14 protein-coding genes are annotated in these 16,089 nt (G+C 64.2%); 1 reads left to right on the top strand and 13 read right to left on the bottom strand.

Annotation, left to right across the window (positions count from 1 at the left end):
* Positions 1 to 13: 13 nt before the first annotated feature.
* The 6 genes from trpA to asd all read right to left on the bottom strand — a co-directional run bounded on the left by trpA (position 14) and on the right by asd (position 7,776).
* Positions 14 to 823: a tryptophan synthase subunit alpha gene (trpA, locus tag C8C94_RS11155; protein ID WP_121420751.1), complete on the bottom strand. Its 810-nt coding sequence runs from the start codon at positions 821 to 823 to the stop codon at positions 14 to 16.
* Entirely contained in the window at positions 824 to 2,107 is a 1,284-nt protein-coding gene (gene trpB, locus C8C94_RS11150) for a tryptophan synthase subunit beta (RefSeq protein WP_121420750.1), read from the bottom strand.
* Complete coding sequence (locus C8C94_RS11145; RefSeq protein ID WP_121420749.1) at positions 2,085 to 2,837, bottom strand: phosphoribosylanthranilate isomerase; 753 nt, start codon at positions 2,835 to 2,837, stop codon at positions 2,085 to 2,087. Before C8C94_RS11145 ends, trpB begins: the two co-directional genes overlap by 23 nt.
* Positions 2,834 to 3,652 carry a tRNA pseudouridine(38-40) synthase TruA gene (truA, locus tag C8C94_RS11140; protein WP_121422807.1) on the bottom strand — a complete coding sequence of 273 codons (819 nt, stop codon included), beginning with the start codon at positions 3,650 to 3,652 and terminating at the stop codon, positions 2,834 to 2,836. Before truA ends, C8C94_RS11145 begins: the two co-directional genes overlap by 4 nt.
* Positions 3,653 to 3,704: 52 nt before the next feature.
* A complete protein-coding gene (locus C8C94_RS11135) occupies positions 3,705 to 6,356 on the bottom strand; it encodes a FimV/HubP family polar landmark protein (protein ID WP_121420748.1) in 2,652 nt (883 codons plus the stop codon).
* Positions 6,357 to 6,645: 289 nt separating this feature from the next.
* A complete protein-coding gene (gene asd, locus C8C94_RS11130) occupies positions 6,646 to 7,776 on the bottom strand; it encodes an aspartate-semialdehyde dehydrogenase (RefSeq protein WP_055399408.1) in 1,131 nt (376 codons plus the stop codon).
* 382 nt (positions 7,777 to 8,158) lie between these two features.
* Between asd and C8C94_RS11125 the strand changes: the two genes are divergently transcribed.
* Complete coding sequence (locus C8C94_RS11125; RefSeq protein ID WP_121420747.1) at positions 8,159 to 8,833, top strand: dihydrodipicolinate reductase C-terminal domain-containing protein; 675 nt, start codon at positions 8,159 to 8,161, stop codon at positions 8,831 to 8,833.
* 82 nt (positions 8,834 to 8,915) lie between these two features.
* On the opposite strand, the gene leuB is transcribed toward C8C94_RS11125, so the two are convergent.
* The 7 genes from leuB to dnaJ form a co-directional block, all read right to left on the bottom strand.
* Positions 8,916 to 9,989 (bottom strand): 3-isopropylmalate dehydrogenase, encoded by a 1,074-nt coding sequence (gene leuB / locus C8C94_RS11120; RefSeq protein ID WP_121420746.1) that lies wholly within the window; start codon positions 9,987 to 9,989, stop codon positions 8,916 to 8,918.
* 90 nt (positions 9,990 to 10,079) lie between these two features.
* Positions 10,080 to 10,730, bottom strand: a complete 651-nt coding sequence (gene leuD / locus C8C94_RS11115) for a 3-isopropylmalate dehydratase small subunit (protein ID WP_121420745.1) — start codon at positions 10,728 to 10,730, stop codon at positions 10,080 to 10,082.
* Between the two features lie 10 nt (positions 10,731 to 10,740).
* The gene (locus C8C94_RS11110) at positions 10,741 to 10,872 is read right to left on the bottom strand and encodes an entericidin A/B family lipoprotein (RefSeq protein ID WP_055399399.1); all 132 of its coding nucleotides are present in this window, start codon (positions 10,870 to 10,872) and stop codon (positions 10,741 to 10,743) included.
* An 11-nt stretch (positions 10,873 to 10,883) separates the two neighbouring features.
* Complete coding sequence (leuC, locus tag C8C94_RS11105) at positions 10,884 to 12,305, bottom strand: 3-isopropylmalate dehydratase large subunit (protein ID WP_121420744.1); 1,422 nt, start codon at positions 12,303 to 12,305, stop codon at positions 10,884 to 10,886.
* Between the two features lie 22 nt (positions 12,306 to 12,327).
* On the bottom strand, positions 12,328 to 13,284 hold the full coding sequence (locus tag C8C94_RS11100) for a LysR family transcriptional regulator (protein ID WP_121420743.1): 957 nt from the start codon (positions 13,282 to 13,284) through the stop codon (positions 12,328 to 12,330).
* Positions 13,285 to 13,420: 136 nt separating this feature from the next.
* Entirely contained in the window at positions 13,421 to 14,785 is a 1,365-nt protein-coding gene (locus tag C8C94_RS11095; protein WP_121420742.1) for an MBL fold metallo-hydrolase, read from the bottom strand.
* Positions 14,786 to 14,938: 153 nt separating this feature from the next.
* Positions 14,939 to 16,084 carry a molecular chaperone DnaJ gene (gene dnaJ / locus C8C94_RS11090; RefSeq protein ID WP_055399485.1) on the bottom strand — a complete coding sequence of 382 codons (1,146 nt, stop codon included), beginning with the start codon at positions 16,082 to 16,084 and terminating at the stop codon, positions 14,939 to 14,941.
* Positions 16,085 to 16,089 lie beyond the last annotated feature (5 nt).

Here is a 16,089-nt window from a genome sequence, read left to right as displayed (position 1 = left end):
GCGCCGGGCAGCATTATGCGTCGAGCGCCTTGCGCACACCACGGAGGAAGTCCACCGTGAGGGGCACCACCTTGGCGTGCTCCTGATCTTCGATGAGCTGGATGATGCGGCTGCCAATGACCACGGCGTCGGCCACCTTGCCAATCGCCTGGGCGGTGGCTGCGTCGCGAATGCCAAAGCCCACACCCACGGGGATCGTCACATGCTGGCGGATGCGGGGCAGCATTTGCTCCACGGCCGAGGTGTCCAGCGCGCCCGAGCCGGTCACGCCCTTGAGCGACACGTAATACACGTAGCCGCTGGCCACGCGCGCCACCTGGGCCATGCGCTCATCGGTGCTGGTGGGGGCCAGCAGGAAGATCAGGTCCATGCCGTGCTCACGCAGGCTGGCGGCAAAGGTCTCGCACTCTTCGGGTGGGTAGTCCACGATGAGCACGCCGTCCACGCCAGCGGCCGCTGCATCGCGCACAAAGGCACCTGCACCGTGCTTTTGGTCGTAGCGCTCCACGGGGTTGGCATAGCCCATCAGCACCACGGGTGTGGTGCTGTTGCGCTTGCGGAACTCGCGCACATGGTCAAGCACTTGCACCATGCCAATGCCCAGGCTGAGGGCTTTTTCGCCCGCCTTTTGAATCACCGGGCCATCGGCCATGGGGTCGGAAAAGGGCACGCCCAGCTCAATCACGTCTGCACCGGCCTCCACCATGCCGTGCATGAGTGCAGGGGTGATGTCGGCGAACGGGAAACCAGCGGTCACATAGGGAATCAGTGCTTTGCGGCCCTGCGCTTGCAGGGCAGAGAAGGTGGATGCAATACGGCTCATTTACTTCACCACCTTGATGGATTGCTCGCCGCCCTTGACGGACTGCCCCTGGCAGCTGGGTCGGCAGTAAAAATCGGCGCCACTCAGGTCGGCCACGGTGCCAATGTCCTTGTCACCACGGCCCGAGAGGTTGACCAGGATCGATTGGTCAGGGCGCATGGTTTTGGCCAGTTTCATGGCGTAGGCCACGGCATGGCTGGATTCGAGCGCGGGGATGATGCCCTCGGTGCGGCACAGGTAGTGGAAGGCTTCCAGAGCTTCCTTGTCGGTAATGCCGACGTATTCGGCACGCCCGATTTCCTGCAACCAGGCGTGCTCCGGGCCCACGCCCGGATAGTCCAGACCTGCGCTGATACTGTGGGTTTCGGTGATCTGGCCATTGTCATCCTGCAGGATGAAGGTGCGGTTGCCGTGCAGCACGCCCGCGCTGCCCTTTTGCAGCGATGCCGAGTGTTTGCCCGACTCCAGCCCTTCGCCTGCCGCTTCCACGCCAATGAGGCGCGTTTTCTCGAACGGGATGTAGGGGTGGAAGATGCCCATGGCGTTGCTGCCGCCACCCACGCAGGCGATTACGGCATCGGGCTGGTCGCCCAGCACCTTTTGCTCTGCCAACATGGCGGGCATCTGGTCGATGCACTCCTTGCCGATCACGCTCTGGAAGTCACGCACCATCATGGGGTAGGGGTGTGGGCCTGCCACCGTGCCGATGATGTAGAAGGTGTTGTCCACATTGGCCACCCAGTCGCGCATGGCCTCGTTGAGCGCATCTTTCAGCGTCTTGCTGCCCGATTCCACGGGCACCACCGTGGCGCCCAGCAGTTTCATGCGGTACACGTTGGGGCTTTGGCGCTTGACGTCCTCTGCACCCATGTACACCACGCATTCCAGGCCATAGCGCGCGCAGATGGTGGCCGTGGCCACGCCGTGCTGACCTGCGCCCGTTTCTGCAATCACGCGGGGCTTGCCCATGCGCTTGGCCAGCATGGCCTGGCCAATCACGTTGTTGATCTTATGGGCGCCGGTGTGGTTCAGGTCTTCGCGCTTGAGGTAGATCTGCGCGCCACCCATTTCGCGGCTGGTACGGGCTGCGTGGTAGATGGGTGATGGGCGACCGACGAAGTGCTTGAGTTCGTAGTGAAACTCGGCCAGAAACTCGGGGTCGTTTTGGTAGCGCGCGTAGGCCTCGCGCAGTTCCTGGATGGCGTGGGTCAGGGTTTCGCTGACGAAGCTGCCGCCGTAGGGGCCGAAATGGCCGGAAGTATCAGGTTGCTGATAGGAATTCATGGGGATTCTTTGCAAGTTGTGCATCGGCCGCCCGCACGGCGGCAACGAAGCGTTGGATCTTCAGTGCGTCTTTGATGCCCTTGATGGGCTTTCCATCGGGGCCATCGGCTTCGACGCCGGAACTGACATCAACCGCCAGCGAGAGACCCCGCGGACGGACTTGCAAAATGCCATCGGTCACGTTTGCAGGCGTGAGTCCACCAGACAAAACGAGGTGAGAGCTGACGCTTGGTGGAAGGAGTGACCAATTGAATGCCTTGCCGCTGCCGCCAAAACCTTCGACATGGGCGTCGAGCAGGATGGCCTGGGCGTGAGAGTAATCGTGGGCGTATTTTACGAGGTCAAAGCTGGCCGCACCGTCGCCCAGGGGAATTCGGGCGGCTCGCAGGTAAGGGCGTGCGCCTTGGTGGGTGGCGGCTAGGCAATCCTGGGGAGATTCATCACCGTGAAACTGGATCGTAGCGCCTGCTATCAAAGCGCTGGTAGCTATCACATTGATAGCGGACTCGTTCACAAACAGCAAAACTGGTGTGACAAAGGGCGGCAGGCGTCTGGCCAGTTGTGCTGCGCGTTCGGGTGTTACCGCACGCGGGCTGGGGGCATACAGCACGAAACCCACTGCATCGGCGCCTGCCGCCACGGCGGCATCCACGTCCTGCTCGCGGGTCAGGCCGCAGATTTTGATGCGGGTGCGTGCATGCGGCAGCTTGGAGATGTCTTGTGCGTTCATGGCAACCAATCATACGCAGCCGTGCGCTGGGGCAAGCCCCAGGCGGCGTCATAGACCGGGCCTTGAAAAAACAGCCCATCCGGCGAAAACGTGGGCGCTGCCGCATCGCGGGATTTGGCGGCGAGCACCTGCGCCACCCATTCAGGAGGCTGGTTGCCCTGGCCCACGGCAATCAGGCAGCCCATGATGTTGCGGATCATGTGGTGCAAAAACGCGTTGGCTTCGAACTCAAAGCGCCAGTAGCAGGGGCTCCAGCCCAGCTCCGGGTGTGGTTCTCCCAGACCCCGGCGCGTAATGTCGATGCGCTGCAGGGTCTTGACGGGGGACTTGGCCTGGCACGCCGACGCACGAAACGAGGTGAAGTCGTGCTCTCCCAGCAGGTAGTCCGCAGCTTGCCGCATCGCTTGGTGGTCCAGCGGATGGAAAATCCAGCCCACGCGACCGGCGTCCACACTCGGCCGCACGGGGGACTGCAGCAGCACATAGGCATAGCGCCGCGCGATCGCGCTGGCGCGGGCATGGAAGCCGTCCGGCACGGGCTGCGCCCATTGCACGGCAATATCGGCAGGAAGAAAGGTGTTGGTACCCCGTACCCAGGAGGAGGGCGGGCGGTTCAGCGGCGTGTCAAAGTGCACCACCTGCATCAATCCATGCACACCTGCGTCGGTACGGCCTGCACACAAAGTGCTGACAGGGTGCGTGGCAAAGCGGCCCAGGGCCGCTTCGAGTTTGTCCTGAATCGTGTTGCCCGACAACTGGCTTTGCCAGCCGCTGTAGGCCTGTCCGTTGTAGCTGACACCCAGCGCCACCCGCATCATGGGGCGGCCTGGGGGTGGGGAAAGCGCGCCGTGAGAGAACCCGGCTGCATCAGCCCAGTTCGGCCAGCATACGCTGGGCGCGGGTCTTGAGGGCGCCGCTGGATTCGGCCACCACTTCTTCGATCAGCGTGCGAGCACCGTCGGTGTCGCCAATGGCGTTGAACTCTTCGGCCAATGCCAGCTTGGTAGCCAGCGGATCATCCTGCGCCGCAGCCGAGCCGTCATCGACGAACTCGGGTGCCGGAGCGGGTGCCTTGACCGCAGGGGCTGCCATGGGCTTGGACGGTGCGTTCAGGTCCAGAGACAGTTCGCCCAGATCAAATTCCATGGGGCCGGAATCCTTGGCGTCGCCTGCCAGCGGCATGGGGCCAGATGGCGCCATGCTCAGGTCGTCTGCGCTCGGGAAGTCGAGGTTGGCGACGGGCGGAGGGGCCATCATCGGGCCGGGGGCTGTATCTTGACCACCCCAGGCTGGTGCCGTTGCAGAGGGCAGCTCTGGCAAATCCAGTTCTGGGCGCAGTGTTTGTGGTTCATCGCTGGCATCGGCGTCCGTAGTGCGACGGGTGCCACCTGCGGCCGCTGCTGCAGCGGCAGCCGCTGCAAACCCGCCTGGGGGTGCTGGTGCCACCGAGGGAGCGTCGGTCAGTGCGTCATCTGGCAGGTCCAGATCGAGATCCAGGTCGAGATCGGGGGGGAGTGCCGCTGTGGCCGCCGCATTGCCAGCACCGCCCGTGAAGGTGCTCGGGAAGCCACCTGGGGGCAGCGATGGAGATTCGTCCTCGGCCATGCCGGGGCGGCCGCCAGGCTGGTACAAGCGGTTTTCGGGGTCCAGGTCGCGGCCGAGTTCGGCAATGCGGTTCCAGTCCGGGCCTTCGCCCTGCGTCAGCTTGAACACATCCCCTGCCACCGCTTCCAGTGCCTTGCGATCCTGGCGCTTGGCGTAAATTTCGCCGAGCTTCACATGGACCGACACGCGGGCCGGATTGTGGCGAATCGCTTCCTTCAGGATTTCCTCGGCCTGAAGGTCGCGGCCATAGGCCAAATAAACGTCTGCCTCCGCCACGGGATCCACATCGCCGCCAGCATCGAGCTGGCTCGGGGAGTAGGCCATGGACGAGCCGGTCGTCATTTCGCTGTTGGCGGTATCCACGCGTTGTCCGCCGCTGGCACCGAAGAATGAATCAGGCTGGATGCGGCTTTCCAGGAACGAGCTGTCTACGCCAGCGTTCTGGCGGCGACGCTGCACCACACGGTAAGCGCCATAACCCAGCAACAGGGCCAGCAGGCCACCACCGGCCAGGGGCAGGATCGGATCGTCCATGAGGCCGGACAGGAAACTCGGCTCTTCAACAGGGGCTGGTGCTGGCGCAGGCATCCGTACGGGGGCTGCGGGTGCGGATGCGACGGGAGCCGGTGCAGAGGCGGGTTCGGAGGCCGCCTCGGCAGGAACGGCAACATCCGCTGGGGCACTGGCTGGGGGCACGGGGGCCGACGCAGGTGTTTCAGGCGCGGCGGGTGCTGTAGGCGTGGCGGGGACTGCGGGGGCCTGCACGGCCACGCCAGCGGGGGCGCTGGCACCGCCAGCGGGCGCGGCACTGCCAGCAGCGGCCGATGCTGCGCCCAGCTTGTTCAGGTCGGTAATGTTCTTGGACAGTTCGGCCATCCGGGTGGCGGCCTCGCTGGCTTGCTTGTCCTTGGCGAGCTGGTCCTCGGCGGCCTTCTGGCCCTTCACGGAGCCTTTGGACAGCGTCAGCTTGTCGGGTGCGGTCGTGGCAGGTTTCTTGTCCTCCACGCGGGTCTGCACCGTGCCCGACGCAGAGCGCTCGGCAGCGGCCACTGCCGTGGTCGGGGCGGCACCTGCCAGCTTGCGGCGGAATTCGTTGAAATCCTTGGCCTGGGCTGCCAGGATCTGGCGTGCCTCGGGGGCTGGGGTTGCCTGCGCCGCAACTTCATCGGGCATCTGCAGTACCGCGCCAGCTTTGAGGCGATTGACATTGCCTTGAATGAATGCGTCCGGGTTCGCACGCATCATGGCAACCAGCATCTGATCCAGAGACACGCTGGCGGGGCGGTAGGCATTCGCCAGGCGGCCAGCGGTGTCACCGGCCTGCACTTTGACGCCGTCTGCGGGGGCTGGACGAGAGGCAGCTGCTGCCGGGCGTGGTGCTGGCGGTGCAGCAGCGGCAGAGGATTCGGTGGCGCGCGGGGCAACCGGTGCGCGCACGGCGGGCGCCGATGGGGCAGCAGGTGCCGAGATCTGAGGGGACGCCGTCACATTCGGTGCTGCGCGGCGCAGTGCTGGCGGGTCAAACAGCATGGTATAGCTGCGCACAATGCGGCCCGAGCCCCAGTTGGCGTCCAGCACCAGATCAAGGAAGGGGTCGTTCACCGGGCGATCACTCGTCAGACGCAGCACGGCGGTGCCGTCTGGGCGACGCTGCAGCTGGATTTGCAGGTTGTTGATCGCGGGCGTGTATTCCATGCCCTGGGCGCGAAAAACTTCCGGGGTAGCCGTCGTAGCGCGCAGGGTGTCGGCTTCGGCGGGGGTGATCTGGGGCAGGTCAATTTCGGCGCGCAAAGGCTCGCCCAAGGCAGACTGCACGGTGATGCGGCCCAACGCCAGGGCCGAGGCGTCGCCAGCGTAAAAGCCAGCCGACGCTACGGCCGCAGCCGCCAGGACAGAAAATTTCCAACGATGCATGTTTGCCAACAACTGATTAGGTTTTTGTGCGGCTCGGTCGAGCGGTGCTTTTTTTCTCATGGTCTGGTCCCGCCCCGGCGCGTGAAAATATGTAAAAAGCACCATAGCATCAATGTTTTGCACTGACAAGCTGAGGTGGCTCCGAAGCTTTGAGCGAGGTTCAGACGCACCAGATTGGGGCATTCAAATGTTGCCAATTGCCAACGTGGCGTAACTGAGTGTGTCAAGGCGCCCGGCGTAAAAAAGCGCGCACGGCGAGGGCCGTGCGCGCTTTTTGGGGATTGCCGGCTTAGGCGTCGAGCAAGATGCGCAGCATGCGGCGCAAGGGCTCGGCGGCGCCCCAGAGCAGCTGATCGCCAATGGTGAAGGCGCCCACATATTCAGGGCCCATGGCCAGCTTGCGGATGCGGCCCACGGGGATGTTCATGGTGCCGGTCACCGCCACGGGGGTCAGGTCCTGGATGGTGGCTTCACGCGTGTTGGGCACCACCTTGACCCACTGGTTATCGGCGGCGATCATGGCTTCGAGGTCGGCCACGGGCACATCCTTCTTGAGCTTGAACGTCAGCGCCTGGCTATGGCAGCGCATGGCGCCCACGCGCACGCAGAAACCATCGACGGGAATGGCGGAGGCGTTGAAGCCCTCGCCCATACCCAGGATCTTGTTGGTCTCGGCCATGCCCTTCCACTCTTCTTTGGACATGCCGTTGCCCAGGTCCTTGTCGATCCAGGGGATCAGCGAGCCGCCCAGCGGTACGCCGAAGTTGGCGGTTTCAGCGGCTGACAGGCTGCGCTGCTTGGCGATGACCTTGCGGTCGATTTCCAGGATGGCGCTCTTGGGATCGTCGAGCAGTGCGCGCACTTCGGCGTTCAGCGTGCCGTACTGCGTGAGCAGCTCGCGCATGTGCTGCGCGCCGCCCCCAGATGCTGCCTGGTAGGTCTGGGTGCTCATCCATTCCACCAGACCTGCCTTGTACAGAGCGCCCACGCCCATCAGCATGCAGCTCACGGTGCAGTTGCCGCCGATCCAGTTCTTGCCGCCGTTGGCCAGGGCGTTCTTGATGACGGGCATGTTGACCGGATCGAGAATGATCACGGCGTCCTTGTCCATGCGCAGGGTGGAGGCGGCATCGATCCAGTGGCCGTTCCAGCCGGCGGCGCGCAGCTTTGGGAACACTTCAGAGGTGTAGTCACCGCCCTGGGCGGTGATGATGATTTCGCAGCGCTTGAGAGCCTCAATGTTGAACGCATCCTGCAGTGCAGTCTCGTTCTTGGTTTGGGCAGGGGCCTTGCCGCCTGCGTTCGAGGTGGAGAAGAACATGGGTTCGATCAGATCGAAGTCCTTCTCTTGTTCCATACGGTCCATCAGGACCGAGCCGACCATGCCGCGCCAGCCGACCAACCCTACCAACTTGCTCATTTCAACGCCCTTTCTAAGTAAGAAACAGTGCCAGACCGGACTGCTCGCCTGGCTCGTCTGGCCAGGAAGGGCGCACGACGAACCAGGCTGAGTCAGCCCTTAATGGTCGTGGTTTTGGTGATGGTTGCGCGCGCAGCCACACCGGCCGTGGCGGCGGGTGCAATGTTCAGGGCGAACGTGTGGGCGGCAAACATAGGCGAAGATTGTAGCGGATGCGGGCTTTGGGCTCTGTGCCGTTGTTCCAACAGGCATTTCTGGGGAGCGATCGGCGGGATAGACGGTAGAAAAAAGCCAATGACTTGGGGGAGAGCCTGCGCCCATGGTCTGCACCGCACTACAGTCCTGCCTATCGCTTTGTCTGCGATTCATCGAGAGTGGAAAAATGCAAGTCATCGTTGTGGGGTCTGGCAAGCTGGCCAGGGAGCTGTTGGGGGCGCTGCCCTCTGGGGACGCAGGGCAGGTTGTGCCCTGGGCTGCCGAGGGGCTGCCTGCAGAAAAATCGGTGGTGGTGCATGCAGGCTCGGGCCGGGAGCTGCAAGCGGTGAGCGCGTTCTGTGAATCAACATGCTCTCCCCTGGTGGAGCTGGCCACGGGATCAGCGCTGGAACACGTGGCAGCAGATTTTCCGGTGGTCCTGTGTCCCAACACCAACCTTCTCATGCTCAAGTTCATGGCCATGCTGGAGCGCAGTGGGCACTTGTTCCGTGGCTATCGCATCGGGCTGACCGAGTCGCACCAGGCTCAGAAGTCGTCGGTGCCGGGCACGGCCGTGAGCATGGCGCAGGCGCTGGGTCTGGTGCCCAGTGATATCCGGTCTGTGCGCGATGCCGAGGTTCAGCAGCGCGTGCTGCAGATTCCCCCAGAACATCTTGGCCGCCATGCCTACCACCAGGTTCTGATAGAGGATGGGGCTTGCAGCGTGACGCTGGAAACCCGTGTTTATGGCGATGCGCCGTATGCGGAGGGCGTTGCGCACATCGTGGCAGCCGTGCGCGAGCGGCCGCTGGAGAACCGGCGCTACGCCATCATCGAATTCATCGACAACGGGTGGCTGTAGGCGGTACGGGCAGTACCCCGGCTCCACAATAAAAAAGCGCCGGGAGTGTCCGGCGCTTTTTTTGTGACCGCTGAGCGGGGGATCAGGCGGTCAGCGCCTTCACCACTGCATCGCCCATCTGCGCCGTACCCACCTTGGTGGTGCCTTCGCTGTAGATATCGGGCGTGCGCAGGCCCTGCGCCAGCACCTTTTGCACGGCGGCTTCGATGCGCTGGGCGGCGGCTTCCTGGTTCAGGCTGAAGCGCAGCATCATCGCGGCCGACAGGATGGTGGCCAGCGGGTTGGCCACGCCCTTGCCGGCGATGTCGGGCGCACTGCCGTGGCTGGGTTCGTACAGGCCCTGGTTGCTGCTGTTCAGGCTGGCCGAGGGCAACATGCCGATGGAGCCGGTGAGCATGGAGGCTTCGTCCGACAGGATGTCGCCGAACATGTTGCCGGTCACCACCACGTCAAACGCCTTGGGGGCCTTGACCAGTTGCATGGCCGCGTTGTCCACGTACATGTGCTGCAGCTCGATGTCGGGGTATTCCTTGTGCACGTCGGTGACCACATCCTTCCAGAACTGGAAGGTTTCCAGCACGTTGGCCTTGTCCACGCTGGTGACCTTCTTGTTGCGCTTGCGGGCAGCCTGGAAGGCGACGTGGGCGATGCGCTCGATCTCGGGGCGGCTGTAGCGCATGGTGTCGAAGGCTTCCTCGGCACCGGGGAAGTGGCCATCGGTGGCCACGCGGCGACCACGCGGCTGGCCAAAGTAGATGTCGCCCGTCAGCTCGCGGATGATGAGGATATCGAGGCCCGCGATCAGCTCGGGCTTGAGGCTCGATGCGCCCACCAGTTGCTCGTAGCAGATGGCGGGGCGGAAGTTGGCGAACAGGCCCAGGTTCTTGCGCAGGCCCAGGATGGCCTGCTCGGGGCGGAGCGGCCGGTCGAGCTTGTCGTACTTCCAGTCGCCCACAGCGCCGAACAGGATGGCGTCGGCTTCCTTGGCGAGCTTCAGGGTGGATTCGGGCAGCGGGTGGCCGTGGGCCTCGTAGGCGGCGCCGCCGACCAGGGCAGATTCCATCTCGAACTTCAGGTCCAGGGCTTCCAGAACCTTCACGGCTTCGGAGACGATTTCGGTACCGATGCCGTCACCCGGCAGAACTGCGATTTTCATTGAATTTGCTTTGATTTTGATAGCTGCTACCGCTTATGGATAAAGCGCTAGAGGCTAATTTAAATGATATTTTTGGATGCCTGCGGTGTCTTACGACACCATGGTGTGCGCCAGCCAGGGCTTGGTCGCCAGGCGCTGCGCTTCAAACGCCTTGATCTTGTCGGACTGGCGCAGGGTCAGGCCGATATCGTCGAAGCCGTTGAGCAGGCAGTACTTGCGGAAGGCCTGCACCTCGAACGGAATTTCTTCTCCTTGCGGACGCACGATGACTTGGCGCTCCAGGTCGATGGTGAGTTGGTAGCCGGGGAAGGCGTGCACTTCATCGAACAGCTGGGCCACCGTTGCCTCGGGCAGCACGATAGGCAGCAGGCCGTTCTTGAAGCAGTTGTTGAAGAAGATGTCGGCAAAACTCGGCGCGATCACGGCGCGAAAGCCGAACTGGTCCAGTGCCCAGGGCGCGTGTTCGCGGCTGGAGCCGCAGCCGAAGTTCTTGCGTGCCAGCAGGATGGAGGCGCCTGCATAGCGCGGCTGGTTCAGCACGAAGTCGGGGTTGGGCTTGCGGCTGGCCGGGTCCTGGCCCGGTTCGCCGTGGTCCAGGTAGCGCCATTCGTCAAACAGGTTCACGCCAAAGCCGGTCTTCTTGATCGACTTCAGAAACTGCTTGGGGATGATCGCGTCGGTATCGACGTTCTCGCGGTCCATCGGGGCCACCAGGCCCTTGAGTAAGGTGAATTTCTGCATGGGTGCCTTGTTACTTGTTGGCGGCGCGTTCGAGCGCGCCCCCTGCCCGTTGAACGTCCTGGCCTACGCCCTTGACGGTGTTGCATCCGCCCAGCAGCAAGGCGGCAGACAGTGCGATGAGGATGGCGGCGATTTTCTTCATGGCGGGCTCCTTCAGGCGAATTGGCGAATGTCCACAAAATGACCGTGCACGGCAGCGGCTGCTGCCATGGCGGGGCTGACGAGATGGGTGCGGCCACCAGCGCCCTGGCGGCCTTCGAAGTTGCGGTTGCTGGTGGATGCGCAGCGCTCGCCCGGCTCCAGGCGGTCGGCGTTCATGGCCAGGCACATACTGCAGCCGGGCTCGCGCCACTCAAAGCCTGCGGCCACAAAAATCTTGTCCAGGCCTTCGCGCTCTGCCTGCTCTTTGACGAGGCCCGAGCCGGGAACCACCATGGCCAGCTTCACGTTGCTGGCCACCTTGCGGCCCAGGTTCTTCACCACAGCAGCGGCTTCGCGCATGTCTTCGATGCGGCTGTTGGTGCAGCTGCCGATGAACACCTTGTCGATGGTGATGTCGTTGATCGCCTTGCCGGGCTGCAGGCCCATGTAGGTCAAGGCGCGCTCGATTGCACCGCGCTTGTTGGCATCCTTTTCCTTGTCGGGGTCCGGCACGCGGGCGTCCACGCCCAGCACCATCTCGGGCGAGGTGCCCCAGGTGACTTGCGGCACGATTTCGGAGGCGTCGAGCTTCACCACGGTGTCGAACTTCGCGTCGGCATCGGAGTGCAGCGTCTTCCAGTACGCCACGGCCTGGTCCCATTCGACGCCCGTGGGCGACAGGGGGCGGCCCCTGACGTATTCAATGGTCTTGTCGTCCACCGCCACGAGGCCAGCGCGCGCGCCGCCTTCGATGGCCATGTTGCACACGGTCATGCGGCCTTCCATGCTCATCGCGCGGAAGACGGAGCCTGCAAATTCGATGGTGTAGCCGGTGCCGCCGGCCGTGCCGATCTTGCCGATGATGGCCAGCACCACGTCCTTGGGCGTCACGCCCTTGGCGAGCGTGCCGTCCACCTGCACCAGCATGTTCTTGGCCTTCTTGGCCAGCAGCGTCTGCGTGGCCATCACGTGCTCGACCTCGGAGGTACCGATGCCGTGGGCCAGTGCGCCGAACGCGCCGTGCGTGCTGGTATGGCTGTCGCCGCACACCACGGTCATGCCGGGCAGGGTGGCACCGTTTTCAGGGCCGATGACGTGCACGATGCCCTGGCGCTTGTGCATGAAGGGGAAGAACGCAGCGGGAGAGATCTGCGCCATGTTGTCGTTCAGCGTGGTGATCTGCTCTTTGCTGATGGGGTCGGTGATGCCGTCGTAGCCGTTTTCCCAGCCGGTGGTGGGCGTGTTGTGGTCGGCGGTGGCCACGATGGAACTCATGCGCCAGACCTTGCGGCCCGCCTCGCGCAGGCCTTCAAACGCCTGGGGGCTGGTCACCTCGTGCACCAGATGGCGGTCGATGTAGAGGATGGAGGTGCCGTCCTCTTCGGTGTGGACGACATGCTCGTCCCAGATCTTGTCGTACAGGGTGCGTCCCATGGCGTGGCTTTCTTTCTGCTTTTCAGGTGGGTGATTGGATTTTAGTGTCGGGGTCTGGCCGGGGTGACAGGTGTTCCACCAGCAAACGGGCCGTGACGGGCAGGGCGTCGAAGTCGCGAGCCACCACGCGCAGCTCGCGGTGGGCCCAGGCATCGGTCAGCGGGATGGCTTGCAGGTTGCCCACGCCGCGCATCAGTGCAAACGCCCGGTCGGGCAGCAGGCCCACGCCCAGGCCGTTGTCGATCATGCGGCACATGGCATCGAGCCCTGTGACCTGGATGCGCTGTCGCAGCGGGCGCCCGGCGGCGGCGGCGGCGGCGCGCATGGCCAGGCTGATGCTGCTGTTGGCATGCAGGCCCACGATGTCCCAGTCCAGAACTTCTTCAAAATTGATAGCATTCAGCGCAGACAGGTCGTGCGCCAGGGGTACAACGAGCACCAGATTGTCGGCGCGGTAAGGGCGGCTTTGCAATTCCAGGGCACCGTTGCCACTGGCCATGCCGATGTTGCAGATACCCAGGTCGGCGGCGCCCTCCTGCACGGCATGCAGCACGTCGCTGGAGAGGTGCTCCTGCAGGTCGATCTTGATCTGGCTGTGCTCGCGCGCGAAGGCGCCCAGGTCTTCGGGCAGGAACTGGAAGATGGCCGAGATGTTGGCGTGCATGCGCACATGGCCGCGCACGCCGTCGGCGTATTCGCTCAACTCGCCCTGCATGCGTTCGAGGCCAAACAGCACGGTGCGCGCATGGTGCAGCAGACTCTCGCCTGCGGGTGTGAGCGTGACGCCCCGGCTGTGGCGGTAGAGCAGGGCGGTGTCCACGGCGGTTTCCAGGTCCGACAGGCGCTTGCTGACGGCCGATGCCGCAATGAATTCGCGCTCAGCCGCGCGGCCAATGCTGCCGAGCTCGCACACCGCCACAAACAGTTGCAGCGAGGTCAGGTCGATACGGCGCGCAAAACTGCGCTCGGAGCTTTTCATGGGGTTTTAACTTCTCGAAATGAGAAGGTTGCCTATTTTCTCCCCATTATTACCGCTTTGACATCGCGATACGCGATGGCGGCACTGCCCTTCTGCGCGAGGGTAGAACCGCTGAGGCCCAGAAAGCTACCGTAGCTCAGGCGGCGCAGGTGCTGCCGTGTTCTGGCACGGCGGCACGCCAGCGCAGCTCATGCTCAATGCGCTGGCGCAGCAGGTCCGAGGCGCCCATTTCGCCGTGCACCACATACACCTGGTCGGGCGCGTGGCCCATGCTGCGCAGCCAGGCGATGAGCTGGTTGCCATCGGCGTGGGCTGATGCAGAGGACAGCCGTACCACCTCGGCGCGAACGGCCACGTCCTGTCCGTGGATGCGGATGGTCTTCTCACCCTCTGCCAGCCGCGCGCCGCGCGTGCCCGGGGCCTGGTGGCCGGTCAGGATGATCATGTTGCGGTGGTCGCCCGCGTGCAGTGCCAGGTGGTGCAACACGCGCCCCCCGGTGGCCATGCCGCTGGCCGACAGGATGACCATGGGTCCGTGCAGCTTGGCCAGCCCCTTGGATTGCTCGGGCGTCTGGACCATGGTGGCGCCATGCTCCAGCGCTTGCACTTCGCGGCCGCTCAGGCGGTGTTCCTGCATGTGGTGCTGGAACAGCCCCGTGGTGCTGACGGCCATGGGGCTGTCCAGAAACACCTTGAGCGATGCAGGCACCACACCCTGCGCCTTGAGCAGGCCGATGGCGTGCAGTACCACCTGCGCACGCCCCACGGCAAACACCGGCACCACGGCAATACCGCCGCGCGCTGCCAAGCGCTGCAGGGCGGGGCCCAGTTCATCGAGCAAGCCTTCGGGTGGGTGCTCGCGGTCGCCGTAGGTGGACTCGATGAGCACGGTGTCGGCCTGGGGCGGCGCGTCAGGCGGGTTCATGAGCAGGTCATCGGGCCGCCCCAGGTCGCCCGAAAACAGAATGCGCCTGCCTCCCACCTCCAGCAGCACGCTGGCTGCTCCGAGGATGTGGCCTGCGGGCGAAAACGTCACACGCCAGCCGGGCAGGGGCTCAAACGCCTTGTGAAATGGGTGGATCTGGAACTGCTTGAGGCAGTGCAGCGCGTCGAGCCGGGTGTACAGGGGCAGGGCGGGGCTGTGGCTGCTGAGCTGGTGGCGGTTGAGAAAGGCCGCGTCTTCTTCCTGCAGGTGCCCGCTGTCGGGCAGCAGGATGGTGCACAGGTCGCGTGTGCCCGGTGTGCAGTGGATGGCGTGGGTGTAGCCGTCGCGCGCCAGCAGCGGCAGGTAGCCGCTGTGATCCAGGTGGGCATGGGTCAGCACCACGGCGTCGATCTGGTGCGGCGTGACGGGCAGAGGCTGCCAGTTGCGCAGGCGCAACTGCTTGTAGCCCTGGAACAGGCCGCAATCGACCAGGAGGCTCTTTCCGTTGTAACGCACCAGGTACTTGGAGCCGGTGACCGTGCCGGAGCCGCCCAGGAAGGTGATGTTGACGTTCATGTGCCCAAGCTCCCGGGTGATCATCGATGAGACCCATCCTACTGCGCTGTGCGTGCATCGCACAGGCCTTAGGGAGTTTCTTGCCCTGCGTCAAGAAAAAACCGCCTGGGCCAAAAGGCCACAAGCGGTTTTCGATGGGATGCCGGTGCGCGGTCAGCTGAAGAAGTTCTTCAGCCGGTCCGTCCAACTCTCGCCGCTGGGCGAGTGGCGGGCGCCGCCCTTCTTGAGCGAATCTTCCAGTTCGCGCAGCAGCTTGCGCTGGTGCTCGGTCAGCTTGACGGGTGTCTCGACTGCGATGTGGCAGTACAGATCGCCCGGGTAGCTGGCACGCACGCCCTTGATGCCCTTGCCACGCAGGCGGAACTGCTTGCCGGCCTGGGTGCCTTCAGGAATGTCGATCGCTGCCTTGCCAGCCAGCGTGGGCACTTCGATCTCGCCGCCGAGTGCTGCCGTGATGAAGCTCACGGGCACCTGGCAGTGCAGGTCGTCGCCATCGCGCTCGAAGATGTCGTGTTTCTTCAGGCGGATTTCGATGTACAGGTCACCCGGTGGGCCGCCGTTGGTGCCCGGCTCGCCGTTGCCGGTGGAGCGGATGCGCATGCCGTCGTCGATGCCCGCAGGGATCTTCACTTCCAGCGTCTTTTGCTTCTTGAGCTTGCCCTGGCCATGGCAGGTCGTGCACGGCTCGGGAATGATCTTGCCCGTGCCGCGGCAGTGGGGGCAGGTCTGCTGCACGCTGAAGAAGCCCTGGCGCATCTGCACCGTGCCTGCGCCCTGGCAGGTGCCACAGGTCTTGGCACTGGTGCCGGGCTTGGCACCGCTGCCGTGGCAGGTGTCGCAGCTCTCCCACGAGGGGATGCGGATCTGAGCATCCTTGCCGCGGGCGGCTTCTTCCAGCGTGATCTCCATGGCGTAGCTGAGGTCGCTGCCCCGGTACACCTGTCGGCCGCCGGCACCGCGCCCACGCCCGCCCTGCTGGCCAAACATGTCGCCGAAGATGTCGCCAAAGGCCTCGGCAAAACCACCAAAGCCCTCCGCCCCCGCGCCGCCGGGGCCGCGCATGTTGGGGTCCACCCCGGCGTGGCCGTACTGGTCGTAGGCCGCGCGTTTTTGCGGGTCGGAGAGCATCTCGTAGGCCTCTTTGGCCTCCTTGAACTTCTCTTCGGCAGGCTTGGCTGCGTCACCCTGGTTGCGGTCAGGGTGGTGCTTCATCGCCAGCTTGCGATAGGCCTTCTTGATTTCTTCGTCCGAGGCGTTCTTGGGAACGCCCAGGATTTCGTAAAAGTCTCTTTTGGACATGGTCA

It is taken from the genome of Acidovorax sp. 94 (assembly GCF_003634645.1).
In the GTDB taxonomy this organism is placed as follows: Bacteria; Pseudomonadota; Gammaproteobacteria; order Burkholderiales; family Burkholderiaceae_C; genus Acidovorax; species Acidovorax facilis.
The sequence above is the reverse complement of the archived record's forward strand: the minus strand, read 5'-3'. Positions and strand labels throughout refer to the sequence as shown.

What these genes read in the sequence shown, in the direction of transcription:
- trpA (WP_121420751.1), bottom strand. Translation starts at nt 823, where the DNA reads ATGAGCCGTATTGCATCCACCTTCTCTGCCCTGCAAGCGCAGGGCCGC.
- trpB (WP_121420750.1), bottom strand. Translation starts at nt 2,107, where the DNA reads ATGAATTCCTATCAGCAACCTGATACTTCCGGCCATTTCGGCCCCTAC.
- C8C94_RS11145 (WP_121420749.1), bottom strand. Translation starts at nt 2,837, where the DNA reads ATGAACGCACAAGACATCTCCAAGCTGCCGCATGCACGCACCCGCATC.
- truA (WP_121422807.1), bottom strand. Translation starts at nt 3,652, where the DNA reads ATGCGGGTGGCGCTGGGTGTCAGCTACAACGGACAGGCCTACAGCGGC.
- C8C94_RS11135 (WP_121420748.1), bottom strand. Translation starts at nt 6,356, where the DNA reads ATGCATCGTTGGAAATTTTCTGTCCTGGCGGCTGCGGCCGTAGCGTCG.
- asd (WP_055399408.1), bottom strand. Translation starts at nt 7,776, where the DNA reads ATGAGCAAGTTGGTAGGGTTGGTCGGCTGGCGCGGCATGGTCGGCTCG.
- C8C94_RS11125 (WP_121420747.1), top strand. Translation starts at nt 8,159, where the DNA reads ATGCAAGTCATCGTTGTGGGGTCTGGCAAGCTGGCCAGGGAGCTGTTG.
- leuB (WP_121420746.1), bottom strand. Translation starts at nt 9,989, where the DNA reads ATGAAAATCGCAGTTCTGCCGGGTGACGGCATCGGTACCGAAATCGTC.
- leuD (WP_121420745.1), bottom strand. Translation starts at nt 10,730, where the DNA reads ATGCAGAAATTCACCTTACTCAAGGGCCTGGTGGCCCCGATGGACCGC.
- C8C94_RS11110 (WP_055399399.1), bottom strand. Translation starts at nt 10,872, where the DNA reads ATGAAGAAAATCGCCGCCATCCTCATCGCACTGTCTGCCGCCTTGCTG.
- leuC (WP_121420744.1), bottom strand. Translation starts at nt 12,305, where the DNA reads ATGGGACGCACCCTGTACGACAAGATCTGGGACGAGCATGTCGTCCAC.
- C8C94_RS11100 (WP_121420743.1), bottom strand. Translation starts at nt 13,284, where the DNA reads ATGAAAAGCTCCGAGCGCAGTTTTGCGCGCCGTATCGACCTGACCTCG.
- C8C94_RS11095 (WP_121420742.1), bottom strand. Translation starts at nt 14,785, where the DNA reads ATGAACGTCAACATCACCTTCCTGGGCGGCTCCGGCACGGTCACCGGC.
- dnaJ (WP_055399485.1), bottom strand. Translation starts at nt 16,084, where the DNA reads ATGTCCAAAAGAGACTTTTACGAAATCCTGGGCGTTCCCAAGAACGCC.